The organism is Nonomuraea sp. NPDC050733, assembly GCF_040654215.1.
Taxonomy (GTDB): Bacteria; Actinomycetota; Actinomycetes; order Streptosporangiales; family Streptosporangiaceae; genus Nonomuraea.
The window spans coordinates 1-18,751 of sequence record NZ_JBFAHO010000045.1; the positions used below are offsets into that span (position 1 = coordinate 1).

General features: G+C 71.9%; 20 protein-coding genes. 8 read left to right on the forward strand and 12 right to left on the reverse strand.

All coding sequences use genetic code 11. The features are described 5' to 3' along the window. Positions 1–491 precede the first annotated feature (491 nt). Entirely contained in the window at positions 492–1,085 is a 594-nt protein-coding gene (locus tag AB0H64_RS38650) for an HAD family phosphatase (RefSeq protein ID WP_357635045.1), read from the reverse strand. Between the two features lie 109 nt (positions 1,086–1,194). Between AB0H64_RS38650 and AB0H64_RS38655 the strand changes: the two genes are divergently transcribed. Next, positions 1,195–2,577, forward strand: coding sequence for a glycosyltransferase family 39 protein (locus AB0H64_RS38655; RefSeq protein ID WP_357635048.1), 1,383 nt, complete (start codon positions 1,195–1,197; stop codon positions 2,575–2,577). 72 nt (positions 2,578–2,649) lie between these two features. Here AB0H64_RS38655 and tyrS read toward each other — a convergent pair whose 3' ends face one another. Next, positions 2,650–3,918, reverse strand: coding sequence for a tyrosine--tRNA ligase (tyrS, locus tag AB0H64_RS38660; protein ID WP_357635051.1), 1,269 nt, complete (start codon positions 3,916–3,918; stop codon positions 2,650–2,652). Positions 3,919–4,002: 84 nt separating this feature from the next. Between tyrS and AB0H64_RS38665 the strand changes: the two genes are divergently transcribed. Beyond that, on the forward strand, positions 4,003–4,404 hold the full coding sequence (locus tag AB0H64_RS38665) for a PH domain-containing protein (protein ID WP_357635053.1): 402 nt from the start codon (positions 4,003–4,005) through the stop codon (positions 4,402–4,404). On the opposite strand, the gene AB0H64_RS38670 is transcribed toward AB0H64_RS38665, so the two are convergent. The 9 genes from AB0H64_RS38670 to argC all read right to left on the reverse strand — a co-directional run bounded on the left by AB0H64_RS38670 (position 4,344) and on the right by argC (position 13,508). Next, entirely contained in the window at positions 4,344–5,120 is a 777-nt protein-coding gene (locus tag AB0H64_RS38670) for a DNA-3-methyladenine glycosylase (RefSeq protein WP_357635056.1), read from the reverse strand. The two genes, AB0H64_RS38665 and AB0H64_RS38670, sit on opposite strands and share 61 nt — an antisense overlap. Beyond that, complete coding sequence (gene argH, locus AB0H64_RS38675) at positions 5,102–6,523, reverse strand: argininosuccinate lyase (protein ID WP_310712456.1); 1,422 nt, start codon at positions 6,521–6,523, stop codon at positions 5,102–5,104. Before argH ends, AB0H64_RS38670 begins: the two co-directional genes overlap by 19 nt. 63 nt (positions 6,524–6,586) lie before the next feature. Next, complete coding sequence (locus tag AB0H64_RS38680; RefSeq protein ID WP_357635058.1) at positions 6,587–7,786, reverse strand: argininosuccinate synthase; 1,200 nt, start codon at positions 7,784–7,786, stop codon at positions 6,587–6,589. A gap of 25 nt (positions 7,787–7,811) precedes the next feature. Continuing rightward, positions 7,812–8,318, reverse strand: coding sequence for an arginine repressor (locus tag AB0H64_RS38685; protein ID WP_357635060.1), 507 nt, complete (start codon positions 8,316–8,318; stop codon positions 7,812–7,814). Further along, positions 8,315–9,235: an ornithine carbamoyltransferase gene (gene argF, locus AB0H64_RS38690; protein WP_357635062.1), complete on the reverse strand. Its 921-nt coding sequence runs from the start codon at positions 9,233–9,235 to the stop codon at positions 8,315–8,317. Before argF ends, AB0H64_RS38685 begins: the two co-directional genes overlap by 4 nt. Further along, a complete protein-coding gene (locus AB0H64_RS38695; protein WP_357635063.1) occupies positions 9,232–10,410 on the reverse strand; it encodes an acetylornithine transaminase in 1,179 nt (392 codons plus the stop codon). Before AB0H64_RS38695 ends, argF begins: the two co-directional genes overlap by 4 nt. Continuing rightward, positions 10,403–11,311, reverse strand: a complete 909-nt coding sequence (argB, locus tag AB0H64_RS38700) for an acetylglutamate kinase (RefSeq protein ID WP_357635066.1) — start codon at positions 11,309–11,311, stop codon at positions 10,403–10,405. Before argB ends, AB0H64_RS38695 begins: the two co-directional genes overlap by 8 nt. Beyond that, the gene (argJ, locus tag AB0H64_RS38705) at positions 11,308–12,459 is read right to left on the reverse strand and encodes a bifunctional glutamate N-acetyltransferase/amino-acid acetyltransferase ArgJ (RefSeq protein ID WP_357635069.1); all 1,152 of its coding nucleotides are present in this window, start codon (positions 12,457–12,459) and stop codon (positions 11,308–11,310) included. Before argJ ends, argB begins: the two co-directional genes overlap by 4 nt. Next, entirely contained in the window at positions 12,456–13,508 is a 1,053-nt protein-coding gene (gene argC / locus AB0H64_RS38710) for an N-acetyl-gamma-glutamyl-phosphate reductase (protein ID WP_357635072.1), read from the reverse strand. Before argC ends, argJ begins: the two co-directional genes overlap by 4 nt. A gap of 196 nt (positions 13,509–13,704) precedes the next feature. On the opposite strand from argC, the gene AB0H64_RS38715 reads away from it, so the two are divergent. The 5 genes from AB0H64_RS38715 to AB0H64_RS38735 all read left to right on the forward strand — a co-directional run bounded on the left by AB0H64_RS38715 (position 13,705) and on the right by AB0H64_RS38735 (position 17,779). Beyond that, complete coding sequence (locus AB0H64_RS38715; protein WP_357635075.1) at positions 13,705–15,366, forward strand: class I adenylate-forming enzyme family protein; 1,662 nt, start codon at positions 13,705–13,707, stop codon at positions 15,364–15,366. Between the two features lie 201 nt (positions 15,367–15,567). After that, positions 15,568–15,972, forward strand: coding sequence for a hypothetical protein (locus AB0H64_RS38720; protein ID WP_357635077.1), 405 nt, complete (start codon positions 15,568–15,570; stop codon positions 15,970–15,972). Positions 15,973–16,026: 54 nt separating this feature from the next. After that, entirely contained in the window at positions 16,027–16,386 is a 360-nt protein-coding gene (locus tag AB0H64_RS38725) for a nuclear transport factor 2 family protein (protein WP_357635080.1), read from the forward strand. Between the two features lie 98 nt (positions 16,387–16,484). Continuing rightward, on the forward strand, positions 16,485–17,606 hold the full coding sequence (locus AB0H64_RS38730; protein WP_357635083.1) for an MFS transporter: 1,122 nt from the start codon (positions 16,485–16,487) through the stop codon (positions 17,604–17,606). Beyond that, positions 17,606–17,779, forward strand: coding sequence for a hypothetical protein (locus AB0H64_RS38735; protein WP_357635085.1), 174 nt, complete (start codon positions 17,606–17,608; stop codon positions 17,777–17,779). Before AB0H64_RS38730 ends, AB0H64_RS38735 begins: the two co-directional genes overlap by 1 nt. 6 nt (positions 17,780–17,785) lie before the next feature. On the opposite strand, the gene AB0H64_RS38740 is transcribed toward AB0H64_RS38735, so the two are convergent. Next, positions 17,786–18,019 carry a hypothetical protein gene (locus AB0H64_RS38740; protein ID WP_357635088.1) on the reverse strand — a complete coding sequence of 78 codons (234 nt, stop codon included), beginning with the start codon at positions 18,017–18,019 and terminating at the stop codon, positions 17,786–17,788. An 87-nt stretch (positions 18,020–18,106) separates the two neighbouring features. Between AB0H64_RS38740 and AB0H64_RS38745 the strand changes: the two genes are divergently transcribed. Then, a complete protein-coding gene (locus tag AB0H64_RS38745) occupies positions 18,107–18,709 on the forward strand; it encodes a Uma2 family endonuclease (protein WP_357635090.1) in 603 nt (200 codons plus the stop codon). The last annotated feature ends 42 nt before the right edge of the window (positions 18,710–18,751 follow it).

The window sequence follows — 18,751 nt, forward strand, 5'->3', positions numbered from 1 at the left end:
AAAAAGGAATCCGTCACCGAAATGACGGGGTTGTGCATCATGCACTGGCTTTTAACACACTGTTGAGTTCTCAAGAAACGGACGCGTACTCCCCGATACTGCGAGAGGCACAGACTCCGTATTGCTATCTTATCAGACTTTCCGATCCGGTGTCAAACTCCAGATCGTGATCGTCTGCTAAGTTTCGCCGCCCCGTCTCCGGGGCAACCCGTCCAACTTACCGTGTCACTCTGGCCGTGTCGAATCAACTGGTTTTCCAGTGATGTGGACGCACCCAGAACGACCCGGACCCGCACGTGACATGACACGTCGGCCGGGTGGCTCGCTGTGAAGGGTTTTGCCTGGGGCCCGGCCGCCATCTGGCGTCCGGCTCACTCCCGGGCGAAGACAAAGACTAGGTCGACATCCACCACTCGTCAAATCTCGCCACGCCCCGGCGCGCCTCCTGGCCGGCGCACCATCTCCGATCTGCGCCGGCACAGGCTCAGGGGTCAGGAGCGTGCCGTCAGGGCGCGCACCTGGTCCGCGGAGACGAACAGCTCCGCCGCCATACCGGCCTCGCGCGCCGCCACCACGTTCGCCTCGTTGTCGTCGAAGAAGAGCACGTCCGACGGGGACACTCCCATCCTGTCCGCGCAGATCTCGTACGCCCGCGGGTCCGGCTTGGCCACCCCGATCCGGCACGAGAACGTCAGCGCCGCGAACCTCCCCAGCCACGACCCGTGCCGCGTCTCCCACACCGGCACCAGGTCCTCGATGATGTTGGACAGGAGCCCGAGTCTGCGCCCGTCGTCGGCGAGCTCGCACACCAGCCCGACCATCTCCTCGTCCACCTGGGACCAGCTCTCCAGGTCGGCCCGCAGCAATGCCGGCACGTCGGCGAACCGGGTCCCCAGGTGACCGGCCACCGTCTCCCAGTACGCGGCGCCCTCCTGGCCCGCGTCGTAGGCGGGCCGGCAGGCCCAGTACGCCGGCCAGAAGTTCTCTCCCGGCACACCGGCCAGCTCGACCAGGCGTTCCCTGGCCGCTTCCGTCTGGGTCCGTGCGATCACGCCGTACAGGTCGAAAACGATCACTTCAGGCATGCCTCCGAGCTTATGCGCGTATTCTGCCCCGGTGACGAGCGCCACCCTTGCCCCGAATCCCCCGATTGCCCCGGCGGTTTCCGGTGCCCGCTGGTGGAAAGCATGGGCGATGGGCGTGGTGGCCGGGGTGGCGGCGCTCAGCGGATCCGGCACGTCCTCCCTGAACGGCGACGAGCTGGCCACGATCAGCGCGGCCTCCCGCTCCCTGGCGGGACTGTGGGAGCTGGCCCGGCACATCGACGGGCATTTCCTGCCGTACTACGTGTTCATGCATTTCTGGACCCTGATGGGCACGGCGGAGCTCTGGCTGCGGCTGCCGTCCGCGCTGGCGATCGGGGTGGCGGCGGGCCTGCTCGCCGACCTGGGACGGCGGCTGCACAGCGGCCTGGCGGGGGTGACGGCGGCGGCGGTGTTCGCCGTGCTGCCCTCCGTGTCGTACTACGGGGCGTTCGCCCGGCCGTACGCGTTCGCAGCCGCGGCCGTGGTGTTCTCGCTGTGGACCCTCCACCGCCTCACCGGAACGCCGCGCCGGGGCGGGTGGGTGCTGTACGGGGTGTCGGTCGCGCTTGTGTGCTCGACACACCTGTTCGCGGTGCTGACGCTGCCCGCGCACCTGCCGGTCCTGCTCTCGGCGCTGTCCCGCCGTGAGCTGCTGACCCGGGCCGCGCCGGCGACGGCAGCCGGCTGCGTTCCCGCGCTGGTGCTCGGCCTGGTCGGGTACGGCGAGCGACACGCGGTGAGCTGGATCCAGGAGCGGGGGCCGGAGGTGCTGCTGAAGTTCCCCAAGATGGTGGCGGGGGCGGAGACGGCCGGGGTGATCCTGTTCGCCACGGCGCTCGCCGGTGCGGTGGCACTGTGGCCGCGCGACCGCGCCTGGTCGGGGACGCTGGCGGCCTGGCTCATGGCGCCGCCGCTGCTGCTGCTCACCGTGTCGCTGCTGGTCACGCCGTTGTACGTGGACCGGTACCTGTTCGTCACGTCCCCGGCCCTGGCGCTGCTGGCGGCGCTGGCCGTGGCCGCGGTCCGGCCTCCGGTCGCGGCCGTGGCGGCGGGTTGCCTGCTGGTGGCGGTCACGGCGGTCGCGGGGCTGGACCGGCACACGGAGCTGCGCTCCGCCAACGGAAGGTTCGAGGACTTCCCGGGCGCGGTCCGGCGGGTCACGGCGCGGGAGGGGGACGCGATCGTGTTCGGGCAGAGCTCGGTGCGCGCCGGTTTCGACTACTACGCGGCTTCCGGTCCGGCGGAGGACGTGCTGCGGCTGGGCAAGGCCCCGCAGGCGGACGGGTTCGGGTTCCCCGAGCGCTCGGACGTCGCCGGGGCGCTGCGGGACCGGCGGCGCGTCTGGGTGGTGTGGCGCGGCGCCAAGGCGGCGGGCGCGAAGCTGCCAAGGGTGAAGGCCGTCGAGGAGGCCGGGTTCGAGCGGGCGTCGGCCTGGCACTCGGCCGAGCTGCCGGGCCTGACCGTGGCGCTGTTCACCCGGCCCCGGCTCTGACCGCACGAGTCCTGGCACGCGCGCGGGCCCTCCCCGTGAGGAGAGGGCCCGCGGTGGACAGACGGGGACGCGTCAGCCGGCGACGACGACGCCGCCGACCGACTTCTTGCCGCGCCGCAGCACCAGGAACCGCCCGTGGAGCAGGTCCTCGGCCGCCGGCACGTACGACTCGTCGGCGACCTTGACGTTGTTGAGGTACGCCCCGCCCTCCTTGACCGCACGGCGGGCGGCGGACTTGGACTCCACCAGCCCGCTCTCGGCCATGAGGTCGACCAGCGGCGCCCCGAGCGCCGGCACGACGGCCTTGGGCACCTCGGCCAGCGCGGCCTCCAGCGTCGCGGCGGGCAGCTCCTCCAGCGAGCCCTGGCCGAACAGCGCCTTGGACGCCGCGACGACGGCCGCGAGCTCGTCGGCGCCGTGGACCATCGTGGTGAGGTCCTCGGCGAGCGTGCGCTGCGCCTCACGGGCGAACGGCCGATCGGCCACGGACTTCTCCAGCTCGTCGATCTCCTCGCGCGTGCGGAACGTGAACACCTTGAGCAGGCGGACCACGTCGCGGTCGTCGGCGTTGAGCCAGTACTGGTAGAAGGCGTACGGCGAGGTGAGCGCCGGGTCGAGCCAGACCGCGCCGCCCGCCGTCTTGCCGAACTTGGTGCCGTCGGCCTTGGTGATGAGCTTGCCGGTGAGCGCGTGGACGTGGGCGCCCTCGACGCGGCGGATCAGGTCGACGCCGGCGGTGATGTTGCCCCACTGGTCGCTGCCGCCGACCTGCAGGGTGCAGTCGTGCCGGCGGTACAGCTCCAGGTAGTCGTTGGACTGCAGGATCTGGTAGCTGAACTCGGTGTAGCTGAGCCCGTCGCCGCCGAGCCGGCTCGCCACGGAGTCGCGGGCCAGCATGCGGTTGATCGGGAAGTGCTTGCCGACGTCACGCAGGAAGTCGATGGCCGACAGCTCGGCGGTCCAGTCGAGGTTGCTGACGAGCGCCGCGGCGGTCGGACCGGGCTCGAAGGAGAGGAACTTCTCCACCTGCACCCGGATCTTGCCCACCCACTCGGCGACGACCTCGGTGGTGTTGAGCACCCGCTCGGTGCTGCGGCCGCTGGGGTCGCCGATCAGTCCCGTCGCCCCGCCGACCAGCCCGATCGGCCGGTGGCCGGCCTGCTGGAACCGGGTGAGGATCAGCAGTGTCGCCAGGTTGCCCATGTGCAGGGACGGGGCGGTCGGGTCGAAGCCGGCATAGACCGTGATCGGACCCTTCGACAGCGCCTCGCGCAGGGCCGCGATGTCGGTGGTCTGCGCGAGGACGTCGCGCCATTCGAGCTCGTCCAGAATGTCGGTCACGGTGCTGGCTTTCCGATAGACGGTGGATGGTTACAGCCTGCCCGATCGTGGCCTCGCCCCGCCACTTGGATACGCTCGGCAACCATGTGGAGGGTCCGTCGCGAGCTGGCCGTTTTGAAGATCTTAGGGGCTCTGGGGTGCACGGGTCTCGCGGTCTTCTGGTACGTGAACGGAGACCTGCGCGGGGTGCTGCTGGCGGTGCCGGCGGCGCTTCTCGTGGGCGCCATGGGGCTGCGGGACGTGCTCGTCCCCGTGCGGCTGTCGGTCGCGGAGGACGGGATCACGGTGGCGCACGGGTTCGCGGGGCGGCGGCACGTGGCGTGGGAGGACATCCGGGACGTCAAGGTGGACGTGCGCCGCAGGTACGGCCTGCGCAGCGAGATGCTGGAGATCGACACCGGCGACCACCTGCACCTCTTCAGCGCTCACGAGCTGGGTGTCTCTCCCACCGAGGTGGCGGCGGCGCTGCGGCGGCGCGGCACGTGAGCCCGGTACGGCGACACGGTCGGGTCGCCGTCGATCCAGAACCTCCACGGCGTGTCCTTGGCCGTGGAGATCCCGGTGCGCGGGCCTGACCTGATCGTCTCCGGCTCGGGCGGGACTCCCGCCAGCACGGCGGCGGCCCCGGCGGGCACTCCGGTCAGACCGGTCAGACCGGCCATATCGGTCAGATCGGCCGGGAGGCCGTGGCCGCTCGCGCCCTCGCGTATCGCGTCGAGCCCGTTGTGCTCGCGCAGCAGGCCGAGGGCGGTCGCCAGGCGCGCGGGGCCCCGGGCGAGGTCGCGGTCGGGGACCCGGCGTGGCGCCGCGGCGGGGGCGCGGCCGTTGCCGGAGCGCCGCAGCCGGGCCAGCTCGTGCCCGGCCACGATCTCCCCGGCGCGCAGCAGCACGGCCGACCCGTGGCCCTCCGGCAGGCACACCAGGTTGGCGCAGAAGTGCATGCCGTAGGTGAAGTACACGTACAGGTGGCCCGGCGGCCCGAACATCACCGCGTTGCGGGGCGTCCTGCCCCGGTAGGTGTGGGCGGCCGGGTCCTCGCCCGGCCCGCCGTACGCCTCGACCTCGGTGAGCCGCACCGCGACCGTTCCGTCGGCGCCGCCGTGGACGAGGACGCGCCCGAGCAGGTCGGGCGCCACCTCGTGGGACGGCCGGTCGAAGAACGAGCGCGGCAGCGGCTCGGAGGTCAGGAGCCCGCCGCCCACGCCGCCTGGGCGTCGACGGCCTCGCGCAGCGCGGAGAGCTGGTCGCGCACGCGGTCGGGGGCGGTGCCGCCGTGGGCCTTGCGCGCGGCCAGCGCGCCGGGCACGTTGAGCACGTCGCGGACGTCGGGCGTCAGGTGCTCCGACACCTTGATCAGCTCCTCGTCGGTGAGGTCGCCCAGGTCCTTGTCGTAGGACTGGCAGTAGACGACCAGGTGGCCGACGGCCTCGTGCGCCTCGCGGAAGGCGACGCCACGCCGTACGAGCAGCTCGGCGAGGTCGGTGGCCAGGGCGAACCCGTCGGGCGCCGACGCCTGGAGCCGGGCGGTGTTGACCCGCATGGTGGCGACGAGGCCGGCCATCGCGGGCAGGACGAGCAGGAGGGTGTCGACGGCGTCGAAGACCGGCTCCTTGTCCTCCTGCAGGTCGCGGTTGTAGGTGAGCGGCAGGCCCTTGAGGGTCGTCAGCAGCGACATGAGGTTGCCGATGAGGCGGCCGGACTTGCCGCGGGCCAGCTCGGCCACGTCAGGGTTCTTCTTCTGCGGCATGATCGACGAGCCGGTGGAGTAGGCGTCGTCCATCTCGATCCAGCGGAACTCCTGCGAGGCCCAGAGCACGATCTCCTCGCCGAGCCTGGACAGGTGCACGCCGATCATGGCGGCGTCGAAGAGGAACTCGGCGGCGAAGTCGCGGTCGGACACGGCGTCCATCGAGTTGGGCGCGGCGCTGTCGAAGCCCAGCTCGGCGGCCACCGCCTGCGGGTCGAGCGGCAGCGACGAGCCGGCCAGCGCGCCCGCGCCGAGCGGCGAGACCGCGGCGCGCCTGTCCCAGTCGGTGATCCGGTCGATGTCGCGGGCGAAGGCGTGGACGTGGGCGAGCAGCTGGTGGCCGAAGGACACCGGCTGGGCGTGCTGCAGGTGCGTCATGCCGGGCGCGGCGGTGTCGGCGTGCTGCTCGGCCTGCTCCATCAGCGCCGTCTCCAGCTCCACCAGCCGGGAGACGACGGTGCGGGCGTGGTCGCGCAGGTAGAGGCGCAGGTCGGTGGCGATCTGGTCGTTGCGGCTGCGGCCGGCGCGCAGCTTGCCGCCGAGCGAGCCGAGCCGCTCCAGCAGGCCGCGCTCCAGCGCGGTGTGCACGTCCTCGTCGGCGACCGTCGGCCGGAACTCGCCGGCCTTGCAGGCGCGCTCCAGGTCGTCCAGCGCGCCGATCATGCGGTCGAGCTCCTGGTCGTCCAGCAGCCCGGCGCGGTTGAGCACGCGGGCGTGCGCGCGGGACGCCGCCAGGTCGTACGGCACGAGCCGCCAGTCGAAGTGCACGCTCACCGACAACCGGGTCAGCGCGTCGGCCGGGCCCCCCTCGAAGCGTCCGCCCCACAGCCGCATCGGCTTCGCCTCACTCACCGTCATCTCCTCCTGGTCAAGTCTCATGGTCGCGCCGGTGCGGGATCACCTGGGCGACCATAGTGCACGTCAGCCATGCCTGGCGTTCCGGGCCGCCGCGATCTTCGCGGGCAGGCTGAAGAGCTGGACGAAGCCCCTGGCGAGGGACTGGTCGAAGCTGTCACCGGTGTCGTAGGTCGCCAGCGAGAAATCGTACAGCGAGTCGTCGGAGCGCCGGCCGGTGACGGTGGCGCGCCCGCCGTGCAGGGTCATGCGGATCTCGCCGGAGACGTGCCGCTGGGCGTCGTCGATGAACGCGTCGAGGGCGTGCTTGAGCGGCGAGAACCACAGGCCGTCGTAGACGAGCTCGCTCCACCGCTGGTCGACGCCGCGCTTGAAGCGGGCCAGGTCGCGCTCGACGGTGACGTTCTCCAGCTCCATGTGGGCGGTGATCAGCGCGATGGCGCCGGGCGCCTCGTACACCTCGCGGGACTTGATGCCGACGAGGCGGTCCTCGACCATGTCGATGCGGCCGACGCCCTGCGCGCCCGCGCGCCTGTTGAGCTCCTCGATCACCTGGTACGGGGTCAGGGAGCGGCCTTCGAGCATGACCGGGACGCCCTGCTCGAAGGTGATGACGACCTCGTCGGGGTCGCGCGGGACGGACGGGTCGGCGGTGTAGGCGTAGACGTCCTCGCTCGGACCGTTCCAGATGTCCTCCAGGAAGCCGGTCTCGACGGCGCGGCCCCAGAGGTTCTGGTCGATCGAGAAGGGGTTCTTCTTGGTGGTCTCGATCGGCAGGCCCTTCTGCTCGGCGAACTCGATCGCCTTGTCGCGGGTCCAGGCGAAGTCGCGGGCCGGGGCGACGACGCGCAGGTCTGGGGCGAGGGCGGCCAGGCCGGCCTCGAAGCGGACCTGGTCGTTGCCCTTGCCGGTGCAGCCGTGGGAGACGACCGTGCCGCCGAACCGCTTGGCCGCCGAGACGAGGTGCTTGACGATGAGCGGCCGCGACAGTGACGACAGCAGCGGGTAGCGGTCCATGTAGAGGGCGTTGGCGCGCAGGGCGGGCACGCAGAAGTCGGCGGCGAACTCCTCCTTGGCGTCCACCACGACCGACTCCACGGCTCCGCAGTCCAGGGCGCGCTTCTGGATGGCCTCCATGTCCTCGCCGCCCTGGCCGAGGTCCACCGCGACGGCGACGACCTCCGCGTCCATCTTCTCGGCGAGGAACGGGATGGCCACGGAGGTGTCCAGACCTCCGGAGAACGCGAGAACAACTCTCTCGGACATGATCGGAAAAACCTCTCAGAGTGGGTCAGGCGCGGCGGTCGGCGACCTTGAGCAGGGCCTCGGCCACCGTCCCGCCGCCCTGCGGGTCGCGGCTGATGACGAGGATCGTGTCGTCACCGGCGACCGTGCCCAGGATGGACTCCCAGTCGGCGTGGTCGATGGCTGAGGCCAGGAACTGCGCGGCCCCGGGCGGGGTGCGGACGATGACCAGGTTGGCGGACGCCTCGGCCGAGACCAGGAGCTCCTCGGCGATGCGGTGCAGCCGCGCGGCGGGCGACTCCCCGGTGCCGAGCCGGGCCAGCGGGATCCGGCCGCCGCCCTCGCCGGGCAGCGCGTAGACCAGCGAGCCGTCCTCGGCGCGCAGCTTGAGCGCGCCCAGCTCGTCGAGGTCGCGGGACAGCGTGGCCTGGGTGACCTCGACGCCGCTCTCGGCGAGCAGTTTGGCCAGCTCGGGCTGGGAGCGCACCGGCTGCCGTTCGAGCAGGTCGGTGATCTTCGCCTGGCGGGCCACCTTGGTCATCGGGATCGTCATGCCGAGGTCACCAGCCAGTGCAGGAGCGCCTTCTGGGCGTGCAGGCGGTTCTCGGCCTGGTCCCACACGGCGCTGCGCGGCCCTTCGAGGACGTCCTCGGTGATCTCGTAGCCGCGGTAGGCGGGCAGGCAGTGCAGCACGATCACGTCGTCGGCGGCGTTCTCCAGCAGCCCGGCGTTCACCTGGTACGGCATGAGCGCGGCCACCCGCTCCTCCTTGCCGTCCTGCCCCATGGACACCCAGGTGTCGGTGGCGACGATGTGCGCCCCGGCGACCGCGGCGGCCGGGTCGGACGTCACCAGGGCCGAGCCGCCGGTACCGGCGGCGATGGCGGCGGCCCGGTCGAGGACGGCGGCGTCGGGCTGATAGCCGGCCGGCGCGCCGATGCGCACGTGCATGCCGGCGGTGGCGCAGCCCAGCAGGTAGGAGTTGGCCATGTTGTTGGCGCCGTCGCCGAGGTAGGCGAGCGTGAGCCCGGCCGTGCGGCCGAACCGCTCGCGGACCGTCTGCAGGTCGGCGAGGATCTGGCAGGGGTGGTACTCGTCGGTGAGGGCGTTGACCACGGGAACGCCGGAGGCGGAGGCCATGGCGTCGATCCGCTCCTGGCCGGAGGTGCGCCACACGATCGCGGCGACCTGGCGCTCCAGCACGCGGGCGGTGTCCTCGATCGGCTCGCCGCGGCCCATCTGGGAGGATCCGCCGTCGATGACGAGCGGCAGTCCGCCCAGCTCGCCGACGCCCACGGCGAACGACACGCGGGTCCGGGTGGACGGCTTGTCGAACAGCACGGCGACGGTCTTCGGGCCCTCGAACGGGCGGTGGCCGTAGCGGTCCTTCTTCATGGTCTCGGCCAGGTCGAGCACCTCGGCCTGCTCGGCGGGCGTGAGGTCGTCGTCCCGCAGGAAGTGCCGGGTCACGGGGTGGCCTCCGTCAGGATCGCGGGGAACGCGGACACGAGCGCGTCGATCTCCTCGGCCGTGACGACCAGCGGCGGGGCGAGTCGTACGGCGTCGGGCTGCAGGGCGTTGACGAGGAAGCCGGCGCGCGCGGCGGCCTCCTGGACGCGGGGCGCGACGGGCTGCTCCAGCACGGTGGCCAGCCACAGGCCGCGGCCCCGCACCCCCTTGAGCAGCGGGTGGTCGATCGCCTCCAGGCCGTCGCGCAGCCGGCGGGCGGCCCGCTGGACGTGGTCGAGGTCGACGTTGTCGAGCACGGCCAGGGCGGCGGCGCACGCGACGGGGTTGCCGCCGAAGGTGGAGCCGTGGTCACCCTTGTCGAACAGCGTGCCGGCCTGGCCGAAGCCGACGCAGGCGCCGATCGGCAGGCCGCCGCCGAGGCCCTTGGCGAGGGTGAGGATGTCGGGGGTGAAGCCGTCGGCCTGGTGGGCGAACCAGTGGCCGGTCCGGCCGATCGCGGACTGGATCTCGTCGGCGACGAGCAGCGCTCCGGTGGCGTCGCAGATCTCACGGGCCGCCGCCAGGTAGCCCTCGGGCGGCGGTACGACACCGGCCTCACCCTGGGTGGGCTCCAGGAAGACGGCGATGGTGTCGCCGTTCACGGCCTCCTTGAGCGCGTCGGCGTCGCCGTAGGGGACGAAGCGGACGTCCACCGGGAACGGGCCGAACTGGTCGCGGATGGCCTTCTTGCCGGTCAGCGACAGGGCGCCGATGGTGCGGCCGTGGAAGCCGTTCTCGGCGGCGACGAAGTGGGTGCGGCCCTCGCGCCGGCCGTACTTGAGGGCGAGCTTGTAGGCCGCCTCGTTGGCCTCGGTGCCGGAGTTGGCGAAGAAGACGCGGGCGGGCGCGTCCAGCAGCTCCAGGAGCCGCTCGGCGAGCAGCACCTCGGGCTCGTGCAGGAACAGGTTGCTGGTGTGGGCGATCGTCGCCACCTGGCGGGTGACCGCCTCGACCAGCGCCGGGTGGGCGTGGCCGAGGGAGGTGACCGCGATGCCGCCGATGAAGTCGAGGTACTCCTTGCCGTCCACGTCCCACACGCGGGTGCCCTCGCCGCGGGCCAGCGCGACCGGCGGCACGCCGTAGTTGGGCATGAACGCCCGCTCGAACCTGTCGTACAGGCTGGGCCGATCACTCATCGGGCATCACCATGGTTCCGATTCCTTCGTCGGTGAAGATCTCCAGCAGCAGCGCATGGGGGACACGGCCGTCGAGGACGTGCGCCTGCGGCACTCCTCCCCGCACCGCGGTCAGGCACGCCTCCATCTTGGGCACCATGCCGCTGGACAGGTTGGGCATCAGGTCTTCCAGCTCGGCCGCGTTCAGCTTGTCGATCACGTCGGTGTCGTCGGGCCAGTTGGCGTACAGGCCCTCGACGTCGGTGAGGACGATGAGCTTGTCGGCGCCGAGCGCGACCGCGAGCGCGGCGGCGGCGGTGTCGGCGTTGACGTTGTAGACCTCGCCGTTCTCGCCGCGCGCGACGCTGGAGACGACCGGGACGCGGCCGTCGTCGATGAGCGCGCGCACCGCGCCGGGCTCGACCCGGACGATGTCGCCGACCTGGCCGATGTCGACGGGCTCGCCGTCGACGATGGCGTGCTTGCGCTCGGCGGTGAACAGGTGGGCGTCCTCGCCGGACAGGCCGACCGCGAACGGCCCGTGCCGGTTGATCAGGCCGACCACGTCGCGATTGACCTGGCCGACCAGCACCATCCGGACCACCCGCATGGCCTCGGGCGTGGTGACCCGGAGCCCCGCGGTGAAGGTGGACTCGATCCCGAGCCGCTCGAGGTGCTCGCTGATCTGGGGGCCGCCGCCGTGGACGACGACCGGCCGCAGCCCGGCGTGGCGCAGGAAGACGACGTCCTGGGCGAAGCCCGCCTTGAGCGCCTCCTCGGTCATCGCGTTGCCGCCGTACTTGATGACGACGGTCGCGCCGTGGAAGCGGGTCAGCCAGGGCAGCGCCTCGATGAGCGTGCCGGCCTTGGCGTGCGCGCCGTTGACCCGGACCACCGACCCGCCGGGTGACAGGCCGGTCATGAGGAGTACGCCGAGTTCTCGTGGACGTACGCGGCGGTCAGGTCCGTGGTGTGGACGGTCGCCGACTGGGTGCCCGCCGACAGGTCGACCGTGATCGTCACGTCGCGGGGCCGCATGTCCACCTTGGAGCGGTCGTCGCCGACGGCGCCGCCGCGGCAGATCCAGATGCCGTTGATGGCCACGTTGACCCGGTCGGGCTCGAACACGGCACTGGTGGTGCCGACGGCGGCGAGCACGCGGCCCCAGTTGGGGTCCTCGCCGTGGACGGCGCACTTCAGCAGGTTGGAGCGGGCGACGGCGCGGCCGACGGTGACGGCGTCGTCCTCGGAGGCGGCGCCGACGACCTCGATGGCGATGGCCTTGGTGGCGCCCTCGGCGTCCACGAGGAGCTGCCTGGCCAGGTCGGCGCAGACCTCGGTGACCTTCTGCTCGAACTCGGCCAGGTCGGGCACGACGCCGGACGCGCCGCTGGCCAGCAGCAGCACGGTGTCGTTGGTGGACATGCAGCCGTCGGTGTCGAGCCGGTCGAAGGTGCGGGAGGTGGCCCGGCGCAGCACGGCGTCGAGCTGGCCGCTGGTCAGGTCGGCGTCGGTGGTGATCACGCAGAGCATGGTGGCCAGGGCGGGGGCGAGCATGCCGGCGCCCTTGGCCATGCCGCCGACCATGTAGCCGTCGGCCCGCTTGAACGAGATCTTGGAGACGGTGTCGGTGGTGCGGATGGCGTCGGCCGCGGCCAGGCCGCCGTCGCGGGAGAGCTGTGAGGCGGCCTGCTCCACGCCGGGCAGCAGCGCGTCCATCGGCAGCCGCTCGCCGATCAGGCCGGTGGAGCAGACGGCGATCTCGCCGGCGGAGTCGCCGAGCGTCTCGGCCGTCTTCTCGGCGGTGGCGTGGGTGTCCTGGAAGCCCTCGGGGCCGGTGCAGGCGTTGGCGCCGCCGGAGTTGAGGACGACCGCCCGCACCCTGCCGCCGCGCAGGACCTGCTCCGACCACAGCACGGGGGCGGCCTTCACGCGGTTGGCGGTGAAGACGCCGGCGGCGGCGCGGCTGGGCCCGTCGTTGACGACGAGGGCGAGGTCGCGGGCGGCGCCGGACTTGATGCCGGCGGCGACGCCCGCGGCCCGGAAGCCGAGAGGGGCGGTGACGCTCATGGGGCGACTCCTGTCGTGGGGAGACCGAGCTCTTCCGGCAGGCCGAGCGCGAGGTTGGCGCTCTGGAGCGCCCCTCCGGCCGTGCCCTTGGTGAGGTTGTCGATGGCGATGACGGCGATGAGGCGGCCGGCGCGCTCGTCGAGCGTCACCTGCACGGCCGCGGTGTTGGCGCCGTAGGTCATGGAGGTGGCGGGCCAGACGCCCTCCGGCAGGAGCCGCACGAACGGCTCGGTGGCCAGGGCGCTCTCGTAGGCGTCGCGGACGGCCGCGCGGGTGAGGCCCGGAGCGGCGGGGGCCGAGCAGGTGGCGAGGATGCCGCGGCTCATCGGGGCCAGCGTCGGGGTGAACGACACGCGCACCGGTGTGCCGGCGACGGCCGACAGGCCCTGCTCCATCTCGGGGGTGTGGCGGTGCACGCCGCCCACGCCGTACGCGCTGACCGAGCCCATGACCTCGCTGCCGAGCAGGTTGGGCTTGAGCGACTTGCCGGCGCCGCTGGTGCCGCTGGCGGCCACCACGACGACGTCGGGCTCGGCCAGGCCGGCGGCGAAGGCGGGGAACAGGGCGAGCAGGACGGAGGTGGGGTAGCAGCCGGGGACGGCGACGCGGCGGGCGCTCTTGAGCAGCTCGCGCAGGCCGGGCAGCTCGGGCAGGCCGTAGGGCCAGGTGCCGGCGTGCTCGCCGCCGTAGAACTCCTGCCAGGCGGCGGGGTCGGCGAGCCGGTGGTCGGCGCCGCAGTCGACCACGAGCGTGTCGTCGCCCAGCCCTGCGGCGACGGCCGCGGAGTGGCCGTGCGGCAGCGCGAGAAAGACGACGTCGTGACCGGCGAGCGCCTCGGCGGTGGTCTCCTCGATGACCCGGCCGGCCAGCGGCGCGAGGTGCGGCTGGTGAGCGCCGAGCGGGCTGCCGGCGCTGGAGGCCGCGGTCAGCGCGCCGATCTCGAACTCGGGGTGGCCGAGCAGCAGCCGGAGCAGCTCGCCTCCCGCGTAGCCGCTGGCTCCCGCGACCGCCGCCCTCATCCTGACCTCCACGCTTGCATAGTCATGCATGATACCTCATGTCCTTGCTAGGAGAAATGATGCACGGCACGGCAAGAACATGCAAGTCGGAGGGGGTCCGGCACGCCGCCGCGCCGGGCGTTCCCGCTGGGCAACGGGCGAACGGAATGTTGCTCTAGCGGACCGTACCTACCGGTCGGTACTGTGAGCCTTCCGGACCAGCCGTCTCATCGCGGGAGTCTTGCGCATGACGCTCACTCATGCCCAGGTCGAAGCCCAGCTCACCGGGCCCGGCCAGCTGTTCGAGGTGGAGGAGATCGGCCACACCGGGGTGCGCACCTGGAAGCACGCGCCCGCCCACTTCCGAGCCCTGCTGGACATCAGCCGCTTCCACGGCGACAAGGTGTTCCTCGTCTACGAGGACGAGCACATCACCTTCGAGGAGCACTACCGGCGGGTGGCGGCGCTGGCCACCCGGCTCGTGGAGGACTACGGGATCGCCAAGGGCGACCGGGTGGCCGTGGCCATGCGCAACTACCCCGAATGGGTCACCGCCTTCTCGGCCGTACTCGCCGCCGGCGGGATCGCCGTGCCGTTGAACGCGTGGTGGACCGAGCCCGAGCTGGCCTACGGCGTCTCCGACTCGGGCGCCAAGGTGCTGATCGCCGACGGTGAGCGCGCCGCCCGGCTGGCCTCGACCGGCCTGCCGCTCATCGTGGCCCGGGGAGAGGCGCCGCCCGGCGCCCGTACGCTCGCCGAGGTCATGGGCGAGCCCGGGCCTGACGCGCGGCTCCCGGACGTCGAGCTGTCGCCCGAGGACCCGGCCACGATCTTCTACACCTCCGGGACGACCGGCCGGCCCAAGGGCGCGCTCGGCAGCCACCGCAACCTCGGCCAGTCCCCCATGACCGTCGCCTACGGCCTCATGCGCGCGGTCGCCCTGGCCGGCAAGGACGTCTCCGAGGCCGCCGGCCAGCGCCGGGTGACGCTGCTGACCGTGCCGCTGTTCCACGTCACGGGGTGTTTCTCGGCGCTGACCACGACGATGTTCAGCGGCGGCGGGCTGGTGCTCATGTACAAGTGGGATGCCGGGCAGGCGCTGCGGCTCATCGAGCGCGAGCGCGTCACCGTCATGATCGGCGTGCCCACCAACGCCTGGCAGCTCATGTCGCATCCGGACTTCGGCGCGCACGACCTGTCCTCGCTCACCACCCTCGGGTACGGCGGCGCGCCGGCCCCGCCCAAGCTGCTGGAGCGCATCACCTCCAACCTGCCCCAGCGGGCCACCTCCAACGGCTACGGCATGACGGAGACGACCGCGCTGGCCATCGGCAACGGCGGCCCCGACTACCTGGCCCGGCCCGACAGCATCGGCCTGCCCTCGGCCGTGGTGGACGTGCGCGTGGTGGACCCGGCCGGCAAGGAGCTGCCGCGCGGCGAGGTGGGCGAGCTGTGCGTACGAGGGCCGAACGTCATCATGGGCTACTGGAACAATCCCCAGGCGACCGCCGAGACGTTCGTCGACGGCTGGCTGCACACGGGCGACCTGGCCAGGATGGACGAGGAGGGCTTCGTCTACATCGTCGACCGGGCCAAGGACATGGTGATCCGGGGCGGGGAGAACGTCTACTGCGCCGAGGTCGAGGCAGCGCTGTTCGAGCACCCGGCCGTGGACGACGCCGCGGTGATCGGCGTCCCGCACGACGAGCTGGGCGAGGAGGTGGGCGCGGTGGTCCACCTGGCGCCCGGCGCCTCGGTCACCGACGGGGAGCTGCGGGAGTTCCTGGCCGGCCGGATCGCCAAGTTCAAGATCCCGATGCACGTTTGGTTCCGGGAGGAGGAGCTGCCGCGCAACCCGGGCGGGAAGATCCTCAAGACCCGCCTGCGCAGGGAGATCCTCGGCCCGTAGCGCCGTCACCCCACCCCCCAGGCCGCCGGACGCCCGTCCGGCGGCCTTTTTCGCGCGCGTACGGCCAGGTCGGCGCGGAGATAGGCACCCGCATTACCTGACGCGTAATCGCGGGGCCCCCACCCCCGATGACATCTTTTCGGTTGTCGGCACCGGGCGCACCGGCCGGACCGGCAGACAGAACGACACCGAGAAGGAGCCATGATGACCGCCGTGACCGTCACCACCGACCGGGCCAAGTTCCTGCGCCTCGCGCTGGCCGCCGACGCGGCCGTCACCGGGGTCAACGGCCTCGCCTACCTGGTCGCCGCGGGGCCGCTCTCCGGGCTGCTCGGGCCGGACGCCGGCCTGCTGCGCGGGATCGGGGCCTTCCTCCTCGTGTACGCCGCGGCCGTCGGCGTGCTGGCGAGCCGCCGGACCGTCAGCGTCGCCGGCACCAGGGCGGTGATCGGGCTGAACCTGGCCTGGACCCTCGCGAGCCTGGCCGCCGCGATCGAGGCGTCCGGCGAGTTCACGACGCCCGGCCTGATCTGGACGGTCCTGCAGGCGCTCGTGGTCGCGGTCTTCGCCGAACTGCAGATCATGGGCCTGCGCCGCCTCCGCTGACTCCCCGGCTTACCCCACATAGAACCGAAATTTCGTACGAAAGGCTGAAAAATCATGAACGCTGAGCTTGTCGAGCGCTACGTCGCCGCCTGGAACGAGACCGACGCCGCCGCCCGCGCCAAGGCCGTCGCCGAGCTGTGGACCGAGGAGGCCACCTACACCGACCCGCTGGCCCAGGTGCGGGGCCAGGACGCGATCGCCGCCGTGATCGAGGGCGCGCAGGGCATGTTCCCCGGCCTCGTCTTCAGCGCCGGAGAGGTGTTCGACGCCCACAACAACGTCGCCCGCTTCACCTGGCACCTGGGCCCCGAGGGCGGGGAGCCGGTGGCGGTCGGGTTCGACGTGGTGGAGCTGGCCGAGGACGGCAGGATCGCCCGGGTGCTCGGGTTCCTGGACAAGGTCCCCACCGCGTGACCTTCCGCCGAACGGCCCCCGGGGTGTCTCCCGGGGGCCGTTTCGCGTACCGGAAAAGTGTTTGCGGCGCCCGTCCGCGAACAGGACAATCAGCGCCTGTGCCGACACGCCTCCGCCATCTGCTCCGCCGCCTCATGCCCGACCTGGGCCCGCTGCGCGACTCCCGCGACTACCGGCTGCTGACCGCCTCGGGCGTGGTGACCATGTTCGGCACGTTCATCACCGTCGTGGCGGTCCCGTACCAGATGAAGGAGCTGACCGGCTCCCCCGTCGCGGTCGGGCTGGTGAGCCTCGCGGAGTTCGTGCCGATGGTGGTGTGCGGGCTGTGGGGCGGGGCGATCGCCGACGCCCTCGACCGGCGCAAGGTCATCCTGCTCGGCGAGCTGGGCCTCGCCGTGACCTCGGCGATGCTCACGGTCAACGCGCTGCTGCCCGACCCGCAGGTGTGGGTGCTGTACGTGGTGGGCGCGCTCTCGACCGGCATCGGCTCGCTGCAGCGGCCCAGCCTGGAGTCCCTGACGCCGCAGGTCGTGCGGCACGACCAGCTCGGCGCCGCCGCCGTCCTGCAGAGCCTGCGCTGGAACGTCGGCGCGATCGTCGCCCCCGCCCTCGGCGGCCTGCTGGTGACCTCGTTCGGCACGGCCACCGCGTTCGCTGCCGACACCCTGAGCTTCGTCCTGTCGCTGCTGCTGCTCCTGCGGACGACCTCGCGTCCGCCGGCCGAGGGCGCCGCCCCCGCGTCACTGCGCTCGCTGGTCGAGGGCATCCGCTACGCCGTGGGCCGGCGCGACCTCATGGGCACGTACCTCGTGGACATCGCGGCGATGGTGTTCGCCATGTCCACGGCGCTGTTCCCGTTCCTGGCCGACCAGCTCGGCGCGGCGCGGGCGCTCGGCCTGCTCTACTCGGCGGGAGCCGTGGGCGGCCTGGTGGCCTCGCTCACGGGCGGCTGGACGTCCCGGGTCCACCGGCAGGGCCTCGGCGTGATCCTCGCGGCGGCCGTGTGGGGCGCCGCGGTGGCCCTGGCCTCGGTCGCCTCCAGCGTGTGGCTGGTGTTCGCCTGCCTGGCGCTGGCGGGCGCGGCCGACATGATCAGCGGCATCTTCCGGATGACGATCTGGAACCAGACGATCCCGGAGGAGCTGCGCGGGCGCCTGGCGGGCATCGAGCTGCTCTCGTACGCCAGCGGCCCGATGCTGGGCAACGCGGCGCCGGGCTGATGGCCGGCTGGGGCGGCGCGAGGTTCTCGCTCGGAGCGGGCGGGCTGCTGTGCGTGGCGGCGGTGGCGGGCCTCGCCGCGGCGCTGCCCGGGTTCCGGAGGTACGACGCGCGCACGGACGAGCACGCGCTGGCCGAGAAGGCGCGCCGCGCGGAGCGGCAGGTCACGGCCTGACCGGTGTCACTCGCTCTCGCGCCACCCGTCGTACTCCTCCACCAGGGCGTCGACCCGCTCCCAATGTGCTTCGTCCAGCCCCTCGGCCACGATGAGCCACTGCGCGTCCTCGGCGTCGTCCTCCCCGGCCAGGGTCTCGCGTACGACGCGGGGCGTGCCGAGCTCGGGGAACCACTCGCCCAGCGTCTCCGCCACCTCCTCGGCGTCGTCCCGCTCGCCGAACACCAGCAACTGCCTCATGCCATGGCATTGTGCCGTAGTTTTATCAAACGCCGCGTGTTGCTGGGTTTACTGACCGTGAACGCGCTAGCTTGTTACCGTAGGACCATGACGGCAGAAGCGGTGAGCCTGGAGATGGAACCACCTTCGCGACCCGACTGGGTCACCCCGCCCCCGGGAGGCTTCAAGGCCGAGGACCTCGATCACATTCCGGATTTGCCTGCGCACACAGAGTTGCTTGATGGAAGCTTGGTCCTCGTAAGCCCCCAGCGAGACTTCCACACCTCGATGCTGTTTCTCCTCCACAGCGAGTTGCGCAGAGCAGCCCCGGCGGACTACCGGGTCAGGCGGGAGATGAGCGTCATACTGGGGCCGGACCAGCGTCCGGAGCCCGACCTCATCGTCATTCCCAGCGCCGTCACCCAGCTCAACGCCACCTACTATCACGGCAGCGATGTCGTCCTCGCCGTCGAGGTGGTCTCACCGGAGTCGAAGACTCGCGATCGGGAGCGCAAGCCGGTCCTCTATGCCAAGGCCGGTATCCGGCACTTCTGGCGCGTCGAGGAAAACGACGAGAAGCCCGTCGTCTATGTGTACGAACTCGACCCGGCCACGCGCACCTACGTGCCCACCGGCATCTTCCACGACCGCCTCAAGGTGACCGTCCCGTTCGACATCGACATCGACCTCACCGAGATCGAGCGGATCTGACGCACACGACGAAGGGCCCGGTACCTCCGTACCGGGCCCTTC